The organism is Alteromonas sp. BMJM2, from assembly GCF_027257845.1.
Lineage (GTDB): Bacteria > Pseudomonadota > Gammaproteobacteria > Enterobacterales > Alteromonadaceae > Alteromonas.
In genome coordinates, this window is sequence record NZ_JAPVOT010000001.1 from 253,583 (window position 1) to 266,805 (window position 13,223).

11 protein-coding genes are annotated in these 13,223 nt (G+C 41.6%); all 11 read left to right on the forward strand.

Features of this window, described 5'->3' with window-relative positions; genetic code table 11:
• The first annotated feature begins 40 nt into the window (after positions 1 to 40).
• Positions 41 to 1,084: a pseudaminic acid synthase gene (gene pseI, locus O9X84_RS01105; protein ID WP_269517652.1), complete on the forward strand. Its 1,044-nt coding sequence runs from the start codon at positions 41 to 43 to the stop codon at positions 1,082 to 1,084.
• Entirely contained in the window at positions 1,084 to 2,148 is a 1,065-nt protein-coding gene (gene pseG, locus O9X84_RS01110) for a UDP-2,4-diacetamido-2,4,6-trideoxy-beta-L-altropyranose hydrolase (protein ID WP_269517653.1), read from the forward strand. Before pseI ends, pseG begins: the two co-directional genes overlap by 1 nt.
• Positions 2,135 to 2,431 (forward strand): hypothetical protein, encoded by a 297-nt coding sequence (locus O9X84_RS01115; RefSeq protein ID WP_269517654.1) that lies wholly within the window; start codon positions 2,135 to 2,137, stop codon positions 2,429 to 2,431. Before pseG ends, O9X84_RS01115 begins: the two co-directional genes overlap by 14 nt.
• Positions 2,431 to 3,141 carry an SDR family NAD(P)-dependent oxidoreductase gene (locus tag O9X84_RS01120; protein ID WP_269517655.1) on the forward strand — a complete coding sequence of 237 codons (711 nt, stop codon included), beginning with the start codon at positions 2,431 to 2,433 and terminating at the stop codon, positions 3,139 to 3,141. The genes O9X84_RS01115 and O9X84_RS01120 overlap by 1 nt, the downstream gene beginning before the upstream one ends.
• Positions 3,141 to 4,496 (forward strand): long-chain fatty acid--CoA ligase, encoded by a 1,356-nt coding sequence (locus O9X84_RS01125; protein ID WP_269517656.1) that lies wholly within the window; start codon positions 3,141 to 3,143, stop codon positions 4,494 to 4,496. Before O9X84_RS01120 ends, O9X84_RS01125 begins: the two co-directional genes overlap by 1 nt.
• Before the next feature lie 10 nt (positions 4,497 to 4,506).
• Positions 4,507 to 5,040, forward strand: coding sequence for a UDP-4-amino-4,6-dideoxy-N-acetyl-beta-L-altrosamine N-acetyltransferase (gene pseH / locus O9X84_RS01130; RefSeq protein ID WP_269517657.1), 534 nt, complete (start codon positions 4,507 to 4,509; stop codon positions 5,038 to 5,040).
• Positions 5,041 to 5,096: 56 nt separating this feature from the next.
• A complete protein-coding gene (locus tag O9X84_RS01135; protein ID WP_269517659.1) occupies positions 5,097 to 8,639 on the forward strand; it encodes a 6-hydroxymethylpterin diphosphokinase MptE-like protein in 3,543 nt (1,180 codons plus the stop codon).
• 98 nt (positions 8,640 to 8,737) lie between these two features.
• The gene (gene aepX / locus O9X84_RS01140; protein WP_269517660.1) at positions 8,738 to 10,039 is read left to right on the forward strand and encodes a phosphoenolpyruvate mutase; all 1,302 of its coding nucleotides are present in this window, start codon (positions 8,738 to 8,740) and stop codon (positions 10,037 to 10,039) included.
• A 4-nt stretch (positions 10,040 to 10,043) separates the two neighbouring features.
• The gene (aepY, locus tag O9X84_RS01145) at positions 10,044 to 11,195 is read left to right on the forward strand and encodes a phosphonopyruvate decarboxylase (RefSeq protein WP_269517661.1); all 1,152 of its coding nucleotides are present in this window, start codon (positions 10,044 to 10,046) and stop codon (positions 11,193 to 11,195) included.
• Between the two features lies 1 nt (position 11,196).
• The gene (locus O9X84_RS01150) at positions 11,197 to 12,285 is read left to right on the forward strand and encodes an iron-containing alcohol dehydrogenase (protein WP_269517662.1); all 1,089 of its coding nucleotides are present in this window, start codon (positions 11,197 to 11,199) and stop codon (positions 12,283 to 12,285) included.
• Between the two features lie 22 nt (positions 12,286 to 12,307).
• Entirely contained in the window at positions 12,308 to 13,213 is a 906-nt protein-coding gene (locus O9X84_RS01155) for a nucleoside-diphosphate sugar epimerase/dehydratase (RefSeq protein ID WP_269517663.1), read from the forward strand.
• The last annotated feature ends 10 nt before the right edge of the window (positions 13,214 to 13,223 follow it).

The following is a 13,223-nucleotide window of genomic DNA, read 5'->3' on the forward strand; positions in this document are numbered from 1 at the left end:
CGTGCTGATCATTTAACAACCTCACGAAAAAACAACGCTTATGAAAATTGCTGATAGACACATTTCGCCGCATCATCGCCCCTTTATTATAGCCGAGCTATCTGGTAATCATTCACAAGACTTCTCACTCGCAAAAAAGATGATTGAAGCAGCAGCCTCTGCAGGTGTCGATGCCATTAAGTTGCAAACTTATACTGCGGATTCGATGACGCTCAACATCGATTCAGATAACTTTCGTATAATGGAAAAAGACTCATTGTGGTACGGCCGCCACCTGCATGAACTCTATCGCCAGGCAAGTACGCCCTATGAATGGCACAAGCCGTTATTTGATTACGCCAATGAGCTTGGGCTCATCGCTTTTAGTTCTCCTTTTGACGAATCTGCGGTTGATTTTTTAGAAGACTTAAATGTACCTGCCTATAAAATCGCGTCTTTTGAACTAACAGATATTCCTCTTATTGAAAAAGTGGCTAAAACGGGTAAGCCCATGATTTTGTCTACAGGGATGGCAACAGAGCAAGAGATACGCGAGGCTTTAGATGCAGCCAAAAATGCAGGAGCTGGAGAGCTTCTACTGTTGAAGTGCACCAGTACATACCCCGCCACGCCAGAAAATACAAACTTACTCACGCTAACTGACATGTCGCAAAAGTTCGACTGTTTAGTAGGACTTTCTGATCATACGTTGGGTGTTGGCGCAGCGATAGCATCGGTAGCCTTGGGCGCCTGTGTTATAGAGAAGCATTTTGTTTTAGACCGAAGTGCTGGTGGTGTCGATGCCGCTTTTTCGTTAGAGCCTGACGAATTTAAGCTGTTGACAGATAGTGTTGCAATCGCTCACAAAGCGCTTGGGGAAATTACTTACGGCGGTACTGATGTCGAAGAAAAGTCAAAATATTACAGACGATCAATTTTTGCGACGAAAGCGATATCTCAGGGCGAAGCTTTTAGTCGTGATAATACACAGGTAGTAAGGCCTTCTATAGGCTTAGCGCCTAAATATTATCGCCAAGTCTTATCGTCTGTCGCACGTCGCCCACTTCAACCCGGAGATGCTATATTCGAGAGTGACGTGGATTGATGCATATTGCTTTTCGAGTTGACGGTAATGAAGTCATTGGACTAGGTCACCTAATGCGATGTCTTGCCCTTGCGCAGCATGGTCAAGGTAGGTTTGATAAAATTTCGTTTTTAGTAACAGAGGCTACTCAGCAACAGGCCTTAAAACGCAAAGATTGGGTGGGAGAGATAATTCTAGTTGAGGACTTTCAACATAATACAAAACACGTAAAAAATTTCTGTCAAGACTATAAAGTGGACTTTCTAGTGTTGGACGGTTATCAGTTTACCTTTGAATATCGCAAAGACTTATTTCTTTCTTTGAAAGAGACACTCATAGTGGCAATAGATGATAACAATGATGTGGGCCCATTATTTGCGCATTGTATTGTCAATCCTAACGGACACGCACCGTCACTTAATTACAAAGATACGGAGCCTAGCGCGACCTACTGTCTTGGATCACATTTCAGAATTTTGAGAAAAGAGTTTGTGCTCAGTGATGCGCAAAGTAAAAAAGCGATGTCTTTGAATGGTAGAGATGAACTCACCATAATATTAGGCGGTGCTGATACTCAAAACCTATCTCTTGTTATAGTCAATGCGCTTGCCCAAGCGCTAACACATATCTCTATAAATGTGATCACGGGAAGTGCGTATACGCATTTGAGAGTACTAGACGAATTTGCTAGTAAATCACCATTTATTCACCACCTACACAACGTGCAAAACGTCGCCGAAGTGTTTCTTCGGTCACGGTTAGTAATTTCTGCTGGTGGCTCTACGCAATACGAACTGCAAGCCTTATGCACACCAGCTTTGCTGTTAATTGTTGCTGAAAATCAGTATCAAGCTTCTAAGCAAAGTAGCGAGGAGGGGAGAGCATGTTATTACAATATACTGAAGCAATTTGACTTAACGTCTCTAGTATCAAAAGTGACTAATTTGTGGAACAGCCCAGAGACACTAGTTAACATGCAACAAGTCAATCACACTCAAGCGAAATCTAATGGTGCCGATAATATTTTTGACGCACTGATGAAATTAAAAGATGAATCTGGAAATAGATGTAATGATCACTTATGAGCAAGTTATTGAACTAATTTATTCAGCCATTGATGAACTCAATGCATCATCTGACAATAAAGCGGTGATTAAGCAAGAAGACACCGCACTTTATGGGGAGTCTAGTCCACTTGATTCTGTAGACTTAGTCAATGTACTGCTTTCAGTTGAAGAAGCGCTAGAGGATGAGTTTGAGGTTGAGCTTGTCATTGCCAATGAAAAAGCGTTATCACAAAAAAACAGCCCGTTTAGAACTGTCTCCACACTCGCCAGTTATGTAGCCGACGAAGTTAACAGCCAATAATGAATGAAATCAGCCCCCCACAAATAGTGCTTATCACCGGAGCGAGTCGAGGTATCGGGCTTTACTTAACACAGTATTACCTTGATAAAGGCTATATTGTTATTGGGTGCAGTCGTTCACCGTCGTCAATTACACATAAACAGTACACTCACTTCTGTCTTGACGTTACAGACGAAAAAGCAGTGAAGTCGTTATTTTCCCAAATAAGAAAGTCATATAAACGGCTTGATGTGTTGATAAACAATGCTGGGATTGCGGCGATGAACCACGCAATGCTTACCCCATTGTCTACGGTTGAAAAAATATTTAGCACTAATGTATTTGCCAGCTTCCTATTTTGTCGTGAGGCTGTAAAGCTCATGAGAAAGCGTCACTTCGGGCGAATCATAAACTTTTCCACGGTGGCTGTACCCTTCGCCCTCGAGGGCGAGGCTATTTATGCTGCTTCAAAGTCTGCCGTAGAAACTCTTACTCAGATTTTAGCCAAGGAATTTGCTGATTTTGGAGTGACAGTGAATGCGCTAGGCCCAACTCCTATTCTTACCGACCTTATAAAAAATGTACCCGCGGAAAAACTAGAAAAGCTATTGGAAAGACAGAGTATCAAGCGGTACGGCGAGATGGCAGACGTTTCAAATATCATAGATTTCTACATGCAGCCTCAGAGTCAATTCGTAACGGGGCAAGTGCTGTACCTAGGAGGGGCGTAATGTTTATCGATTTCTTTTTAGACGTTTTTGAAACCCACAAGAAGCAAGACGCAATTGTTTGGAACAACACTATATTTAGCTATGGCTGGCTAAAAGAAAAAGTATTCTCATGGCAACAGATACTTAAAGAAACAAATATTCAACCAGGCACAGTGGTGATGGTTGAAGCCGACTACTCCCCAAGCTCTATTGCGTTATTATTAGCGCTCGTTGAAAATGCAGCTATTGTAGTGCCTATCACCGCCTCAGTAGCTCACAAGAAAGCTGAATTTATAGACACATCAGAAGTTGAATTAGTCATTTCAATCAAGCCCGACGATAGCTATAAAATGACGCACCTAAAGACACAAGCAACTCATGAACATATTGCAACGCTTCGTAGTATGAATATTCCTGGGCTTATCCTCTTTTCTTCAGGCTCAACCGGTAAGAGCAAGGCCGCTGTACACGATGTAGCTAAACTTTTAGAGAAGTTTAAAGTAAAGCGTCACGCATTGCGCGCAATTACATTTTTACTCTACGACCATATTGGCGGTGTCAATACACTGCTTTATACACTGTCAAACGGCGGCTGTGTTATAACAGTTTCAGATCGCCAACCGGATACCGTATTAGCGACCGTCGAAAAGTTCAACGTTGAACTTCTTCCTACTTCTCCAACGTTTATAAACCTAATGCTGATTAGTGAAGCGTATAAGCGGCACGACATCAGCTCACTCAAAACGGTTACCTATGGCACTGAGCCGATGCCTGAGTCGGTTCTTACTCGATTTAATTCACATTTTCCAAAGATTAAATTACTACAGACTTATGGTCTGTCCGAGATTGGTATTCTTCGTTCAAAATCTGAGTCTTCATCGTCGCTTTGGATGAAGGTTGGCGGGGAAGGCTTTGAGACGCGAATTACCGAAGACAATATTTTAGAAGTTAAAGCACTTTCTGGCATGCTAGGTTATATGAATGCACCAAGTCCATACACAGAAGACGGCTGGTTCCACACTGGTGATGAAGTGGAAGTCAAAGGTGACTACATCAAGGTACTCGGCAGAAAGTCGGAAATAATCAATGTAGGTGGGCAGAAAGTGTATCCTGCAGAGGTTGAGAGTGTTTTGTTACAGCTTGATTTTGTTTCAGAGGCCGAAGTTTATGGCATGTCAAATGCCTTATTAGGCAATGTTATAGCGTGCAAAATTAGGCTATCTGAGAGTACAGAAGGCCAAGATAAAAAGACGCTAAAAATAGAAATGAAAAAGTTCTGTAAAAAGCACCTGGAAGGGTATCAGGTACCCGTTAAGTTTCATTTTGATCACAGTGAACAATTTAGTTCACGATTCAAAAAACAGCGCTCTCTTTGAGGTATAGCTGGTGTTTAAATTTAAACCAATGACCTACGATCATCTTCCTTTGGTATTGAAGTGGCGGACAAGCGATGATGTAAACAAGGTCATGTTAACCGATGTTGAAAACAACATCGAACTTCAGCAAGCATGGTTTGAAAAAATGCAGGACGATGCGACTACAGTGTATTGGATCATTGAATACAAAGATGTGCCAATTGGCGTACTGAATCAGTGCGAGATTAGTTGGACTCATGCTCGCTGTAGCTGGGGATTTTATATAGGCGAAGACCAATATAAGTACTTGGGCGGATTGATCCCCCCTTATTTCTATAATTATGTATTCACTCATACTTCATTACGTAAGATTGTTGCAGAGGTAATGAGTAACAACGAAAAGGTAATGAAGTTACACCGATTACATGGCTATAGAGATGTGGGGGTTTATCAATCGCACATTAATAAGAATGGTAACTGGCTCGACTTACATCTATTCGAATTGCACAAAGAACATTGGCAAAAGAAAAAGCGGTTCGCGTCTTTTTCTGCTGAGTTTGGTTAAAAAATGCACAGGTAGTTTTATTTAGGTCAACGTCAAACAAAGGATTTAGGTCGCAAATGCTTAAGAACATTCGATTGCATATCGATAAAAATGAAGAACAACAGACGCGTGTCGAACAAGCAACTGCCGCGTCTATCGATAGTCAGTTTAAAAAGAATTTGTTGGCATTTCGGGCACACATACCTTCAATAGTCGATCAAATACAAACGATTAGAAACGACAACATCTCTATATTTTGTAACAAACACGGTCAATTTAATATTGTAGATTACGGTGTGGGTCGCACATTTTATGGGCTCGAGCCAGAGAAAGAAATTAAGTCGCAGTATTTAAATTTTACCAAGCATGCTATTTCAGTTTCCATGGATTCAGTTGCTAAGGTTGCAAATGAAGATGATTGCAGTGACCAGCTTGCTAAAGTTTGCGCTGATAGTGGCTACTCAAAACGAGACGCCTTGCCAGCAAAGATTGAAACGATGGTTGTCCTTGGAATAGGCATAGGGCTACACATTGTCGAACTCCTTAAGCATTATCACATTGAGAATCTGGTGGTTTATGAGCCAGAGATGCAATATTTCAAGTGTTCGGCTTATTGCAACCAGTGGGACGAAGCGTTAACTAAGGCCCAAGAGAAAGGAACTCGACTTTTTTTTCAGCTTGGTAAGGATGGAAGTCATTTAATTGCAGATATAGATGAGCTACATCAGCACTTTGGATTTAGTCGTTTCTATGTGTACAAGCATTATAATACCCCTGTTTTCAACTCGATTGAACAGGCTTGCTCTCAATCTGACTGGCTGCAAATAAAACGGGGCGCGCTGTCTTTTAAAACACCCTCAACGCCATCGGAGTTTATTCCACTTTGGACCCAGTCGTTAAATATAGACGCTTATCAATCTCCAGGTGAGCAAGCGCAAGAGCAACGAACGAAGAACCTGCAGGCATTTAAGAAATACTTCCCTGACATTTACAAAACATTTGCAGATTATGAGCCTCAAATTTGGCTGCCTGTTGAAGGCGATAATGGCGAGATAAACATTTTACATAAGCAGTCTCTGGTACCTTGGTACGGTGAATCACCAAGCCAAGAGTGTATTCTTAACTTTGATAATTTCAGTGAACAGCCCAATAAAGACGGACTAATACTTGGATACAACGGAAGAAAACTCAAAAAATACCTTCACTATCAGTTCGTCAGTAAAACAGAGAGTTTACTCAAAGACGTAGAGCAGGAAGAGGGGGGACTACCTGAGACAATCAAATCATTAATTTTATTTGGTGTCGGCGTTGGTTATCAAATTGAAAGACTCTTTAAACAACACCATGTCGAAAAGCTGTTTATTTGTGAACCAAATAAAGACTTTTTTCACGGCTCACTGTTTGCCATCAAGTGGGATGAAATACTGGCCGACATAGATGAACAAGAAGGGCGTTTGTACATAAATATTGGCGATGATGGCACAAACCTTTTCAAAGATTTACTTAGTCAGTTTTACTCTATTGGCCCCTACATTTTGGCCAATACCTACTTCTATCAAAGTTACTATAACTCCGTATTAGTTTCTGCATTAGCCCAGCTAAGAGAGCAGCTGCAGGTGGTAATCTCTATGGGGGAATACTTCGATCACGCTTTCTTTGGAATCGCGCAAACCACGGAGATGCTGAGCAGAAGTACGCCTTTTTTAAGAAAGTCTCCCGCACAATATTTGAGTTTTGAAGACAAAGAAGTACCGGTTTTTGTGATAGGTAACGGCCCTTCGCTAGACACAGCAATTGACGCTATTAAAGAGTGGCGAGATAAAGCAATTATCATTTCTTGTGGTACAGCACTGTCAGCGCTTCATAAGTATAAAATTACACCGGACTTTCATGCGGAAATAGAGCAAAATCGAGCGACTTATGATTGGTGCAGCAGAGTTGATGACTTTGATTACTTGAAACAAATAAGCTTAATTTCGGTAAATGGCATTCACCCTGATACATGTAATCTGTTTAAAGAAGTTTACATTGCTTTTAAAGACGGTGAGTCGTCAACAGTTTCGGCATTAGAGGTGTTAGGCAGAAAAAACTATGAAGAGTTACAGTTTGCTTTTCCTACCGTGTCGAATTTAGCCATAAACCTCATTTCAAAACTAGGAATGCAGCAAGTTTATTTGTTTGGTGTAGACCTTGGTTTTTATAGCAAGGAAAAACATCACTCTCAAAATTCCTCTTACTATATAAACGGAAAAGAGGTGTATGACTATGAAGGGACGAATAATACGTCGCTAGTAGTGCCTGGGAATTTTAGAAAAACAGTATTTACCAAATACGAATTTAAATTGTCTAAGGCTATTATCGAACAGTCGTTGGCTTCTAACAGGTTATCGTGTTTTAACTGCAGTGACGGTGCCAAAATTGTCGGTACGTCACCTTTGTCACCAGAAATGGTGCTCATTCCTTCATCATCTCAGCAGCGAGATGACGCGTTACAAGCTATAAAAGAGCATGCTTTCTATGTTTCTGATAAACAAGTAAGTTATCGAGAAGTATTTGAGCAAAGGTTCTGCAAAGAAGCATTGAAAAAGGAATTATCAGTCTTTATCGAAAACGCAAAAAAGGTATTTACATCGATTGAGCAGGTGGATGAATTCATCAATACCCAAAAAGAAATGCTTTTCGACTCTTATCAGCGAAAACAGTCGTTATTGTTCTTTTTACTTTACGGCACTGTGAATTACGCTAATGCATTATTCAGCAAGCTGGTTTCAACCACTCGTGATTTAAGCACTATTGAAAAAGCGCAAAAAGAGTGGATAGACACCCTTAACCTAATTTCATCGGCCTATTTTGACAATGTTTCTGATTTTGATACGACAAGTTCTTGTGTCTATCTACGAGAGTCAGTCTTTATTAAACGATTATTGCACTCCACCTCTCGGACGTTTGAGGTGTCAGTTAACCCAGAAGATAAGCTTATAACGCGGTTTATTGAACAATACTCAGTAGTATCAACTCAGCCATCAACTCCTTCGAAGTACCACTGTCAGGTGGTTTTTAACGCAAATTCTGATGAGTTGCTCAGTGATATTACTAATAGTGAACCAAAGAACCTTCGGCTGTTGGGCACCTATGGCCTCCTAGATGCTGAATTACTGAGTTTGCAATATAAAACGTTCTCAAGAACAAGCTTTTATCTATGGTATAGAGCACCCTCTTATCAGTTTTCTGCGTTTGAATCAGGAGATGTGCCCTTCGTTCATCATAGTAAACAAAGCTTCTTGCCGGCCTTTTTATGTAATGTAGATGACGTGTTCTTGTTTCTCCCTAAATATGAATTTGCAAATAGCTCATCAGAACAAAAAGAGCGCTATCTCGAACCTTTACTAGCGTCACTCTCGTGGATTAACCATTATATCGAATATCCTAAATATATTGCTGTTCCCAAAAAAGGAAATGCTCTACTTCAGCTTGCGTGCGATAACATAGGAAATCGGGGCAAAATAATGAGTGGGAACGTTCAATTATCATCACTATTGCTAGAAGAGGCTAACGACGCAAGAGTGAAGTCACTCCTCAAAGAACTCACCGACCAAGAGGGCGCGGCAATAAATTCATAACAATGCTCACAGAGTAAAACTCAACGTTTTCAAGTTTGTGCCGATAGTATTTTGGCTACTCGATAATTATCAAAATAAAGTTTTTGGAAAAATTTACTATGACAAAAAGTGTATACGTAGGGATGAGCGCCGATCTTGTTCATCCAGGGCACCTCAATGTTTTAAAAAGCGCTGCAAAACTTGGCAGTGTAACGGTAGGGTTGCTTACTGATGAAGCTATCGCCAGCTATAAGCGTGTACCGTTCATGGAGTTTGAGCAGCGAAGAGAAGTTATCGAGAACATCAAGGGTGTCGACAAGGTTATTCCTCAAACGACCTTAGACTATGTGCCTAACCTTGAATCGCTAAAGCCCGATTATGTTGTGCATGGGGATGATTGGAAAACCGGTGTGCAAAAGAAAACCCGTCAACGGGTTGTTGATTGTCTAGCACAGTGGGGCGGTGAGCTTGTAGAAGTGCCCTACACGCAAGGTATTTCTTCTACAAAACTACACCAAGCGATGAAAGAAGTGGGAACTACACCAGAGATTCGTCTCAAGTCTTTAAAACGGCTTCTTTCGGCAAAACCATTGGTACGCTTCCTCGATATTCATAATGCGCTGTCTGGCTTAATTATTGAAAATACGCGTGTAGAGACAGAATCAGGTGCAAAAGAGTTCGATGGGATGTGGGCAAGCAGCCTGACCGACTCAACGGCAAAAGGTAAACCCGATATTGAAGCTGTAGACGTGTCTTCCCGAATGAGCACACTCAATGAAGTGCTAGAAGTGACGACTAAACCTATCATTTATGATGCGGATACCGGCGGCAAAACAGAGCATTTTACGTTTACCGTAAAAACCCTTGAACGCCTTGGTGTATCAGCAGTTATTATTGAAGATAAAACAGGGTTAAAGAAAAATTCTCTGTTTGGAACCGATGTTGCACAAACTCAGGATTCTATCGAAAACTTCAGCAACAAAATTGCTGAAGGAAAAAAAGCACAAGCCACCAATGACTTCATGATAATAGCGCGTATCGAGAGCCTTATATTAGGTAAGGGAGTCGATGACGCCATTGAGCGTGCTAAAGCATTTTTAGACGCGGGTGCAGATGGCATCATGATCCACAGCAGAGAAAAGACAACTGATGAGATTTTTGCATTTTGTGATCGCTATGCTCAGTTTGACAACAAGAAGACCTTAGTCGCCGTTCCTTCTAGCTATAATTCGGTGTACGAATCTGAGTTAGAAGCACGCGGTGTTAATGTGGTCATTTACGCCAATCAGTTATTACGCAGTGCTTATCCAGCAATGTGCAACACGGCTGAGTCAATATTGCGCAATGGACGAAGTGCGGAGGTTGATAACCAAATGATGCCAATTAAGCAAATTCTTGAACTGATACCTGGCGGAAAGTAAAGTTATGATATCGCCTAAAGATTTTTGTGATGTGCTTCTATCATTTGGTTTGACCCATTACTATGGTGTACCCGATTCGTTGCTCAAAAATTTATGTACCTACATCGATGCGACGTTTTCGAAAGAAGCTCATCTCATTACTGCGAATGAAGGTAATGCAGTGGGGCTAGCCACTGGCCATTATCTTGGGTCAAATTCGCCTGCTGTTGTTTATATGCAAAATTCTGGGCTGGGTAATGTGGTAAACCCGTTGACATCCCTCGCAGACACCGCTGTGTATAGCATTCCCATGCTCCTTGTTATTGGATGGCGTGGAGAGCCTGGGGTAAAAGACGAGCCCCAGCATGTCAAGCAAGGCCAGGTGACTGAGCAGCAACTTGATGTGCTGGGCATTCCCTATGTCATTATCGACGGACATTCTAATCTACACCAGTCTCTGCCGGGTGTACTAGCCCAAATGGCTCAGGAGTGTCGTCCTGTTGCGGTGCTCGTCAGAAAAAATACGTTTGACTCTTATAAAGATCCAACTTCGTCGCATTCTACTGTGCAAAGAGAAAGCTATCCGATGAACAGAGAGCAAGCGTTACAAGTATTGTTACCACTTATCTCTGCAGATGCCCTCATTGTGAGTACAACTGGCAAGACCTCTCGCGAGGTGTTCGAAATACGCAAAGCGCGAAATGAAAAAAATACTGATTTTTTGACGGTTGGTGGAATGGGGCATACTTCGTCCATAGCGATGGGAGTTGCAAAAGTAAATCCGGATAGACTTGTGGTTGCACTCGATGGCGATGGTTCAATGCTTATGCACATGGGGGCGATGGCAATCGCGGGAAGTAGTGGCTTAACCAATTTCATACACATCGTACTTAACAACGAGTGTCATGACTCTGTAGGAGGACAGCCAACCGTGGGAGGGGCAATCGATATAGAGCGCATTGCCATAGGCAGCGGATATAGCCAATACTTTGTTTGCAGCGACGAGCATACATTGCGTGAACGATGGCTGGAAATATCAAGCGCTAGCGCGAATTTGAGCAGTCCGGCTTTACTAGAAGTGAAAATAAGAAAAGGAGCAAGAGCAGATTTAGGGAGACCCACTTCAACACCTGCTGAAAATAAACAGGCCTTTATGCGCCATGCGCTTAGAGATTAATATGCAATCTGTGCTCAGTGACCTACCAGAGAACATAAAAACGAAACTAGTTGTTTCAGACGACTATTTGCCCTCGATAAACGAGCTTATCCATTCTAGCGACAACGTGCTTCTTATAACCAGTAACGGGTTTACAAAACGCGGATATGTTGATGAAATCACGGGTTACATAACGTGTAATGAAATTCATGTTATTGATGATGTAACACCAAATCCTGAGCTTGTTTATATAGATTCGCTTTATAAGCGATTTGCTGAATCAAACATATCTCACATTATCGCTTTCGGTGGTGGCAGCGTGATGGATACAGGCAAAGTATTATGCGGGATGCTAGATAATAAAAGGGTATCTGTGCATCAATTGTTAGAACAGCCTATTGAGCGTTTGCAGAGCATCGCACTCACTACTATTCCGACAACATCCGGAACGGGTGCTGAGATAACCCCTTTTGCCACGGTATGGGATTCAGTAAACGGAAAAAAATATTCTGTAGTGAATGTACAGGCTTCACATATTATTTTGCATCCACAACTCACCGTAGCGCTTCCTTACTTTGACACAATGGTAACCGCCCTTGATGCGCTTTCCCATGCCATTGAGTCACTGTGGAATGTGAAGCGAAACGCGCGTTCTATTTGTTACGCTCAACAGGCCATCACACTCATAAGTGATCATCTCCTTGTCACTCTCGATGAACCAACAAATTTAAAGGCTAGATCAGCACTTCAAAATGCGGCGTTTTTAGCAGGGTTAGCTATTTCAGAAACGAAAACTGCATTGGCTCACGCGCTTTCATACCCTATTACGTTGTCTTTTAACGTGCCACATGGACTGGCATGTAGCTTTACATTAGCAGCGTTAATAAAAAGAGTTGGGGCAGAGAGATTAAAGCTCACTCAAGAACAGGTCGATACACTGTTAACGTTGCTTAAATCACTTCAGCTTAATGACAAGGTGGCTAAGTATGCGGCAGTTTCTGAGTTGCTTGATGCCGTAGATCAAGACTTAGATCCATCAAGAGCAGGTAATTTTATTACTTCAGTCACACCTGATTTAGTTAAATCTGTCATTGAAGAAAGTATGAAATAAGCACTTAACGAAGGTAAACGCTATGAAAACGAAAACATTGCTGTTTGGTGCTGGTGCAAGTGCGAGAGCATTTATAATAAATTGCGCTGATAACAGGGAGTTTGTTGGAATAATAGACAACGACGGTAAAAAGAAAGGGCAGGTTATTGAGGGTGTTGTGGTATGCAGTCCCGATGAACTGAATCTTTTTGACTATAGCGAGATTGTTATCACAACCCAGTGGGCGACAGAAGTAGAGCAACAGCTTCTAACGGAACTAAATGTTCCATCTTATAAGATTAAGATCCCGCCTAAGCATCAATTAAAAAAACAAAAGCCGCCTTTTTACGACAAGCAATCCCGTGCTTTTGGTCGCGCCATCATTTGTGGTCTTTCTGATATTGCCACAGCTCGAAATGTCCCCTTAGTGTTAGATTTTGGTACTTTGCTTGGCATAGTTCGCGATGGCGATATTATTGAATGGGATGATGATATTGATATGTCGATTCCTGAAGGATATTTTGACGATACCATTGGTGTTATCGAAACTTTCATTCTTGAAGATAGAAGTGGCGTAAGCTGGACGTTAGAGAAAACTCGGGATAAAAATGGCAAAGGAATGGGCCTTGTTCTTATCTTTACCGATCCGAATAATGCCCTCTCAATTTTTAAAACTACTTTTAGCGTAAGAGAATTTGACGATGGCAAGTCTGTTCATTTACCTAGTCTTGGCATGTGGTTTGCTCCAGAGCATCATTTTCGTGAAGTAGAGACGATTGCTTGGCAGCGCTCAATTGTTCAAGTGCCAGCTCTTCCTGAAGCTTACTTAGAATTTGTATACGGCGAAGATTGGCATAAACCTAAGCAAAATATAACGTTTTCAGATTACGCCAATACTCAGCATGTCGAGTTTGATGATTTTATTGAAGCTGGATTGCGCGTTGAGTGATTCCTTTCCT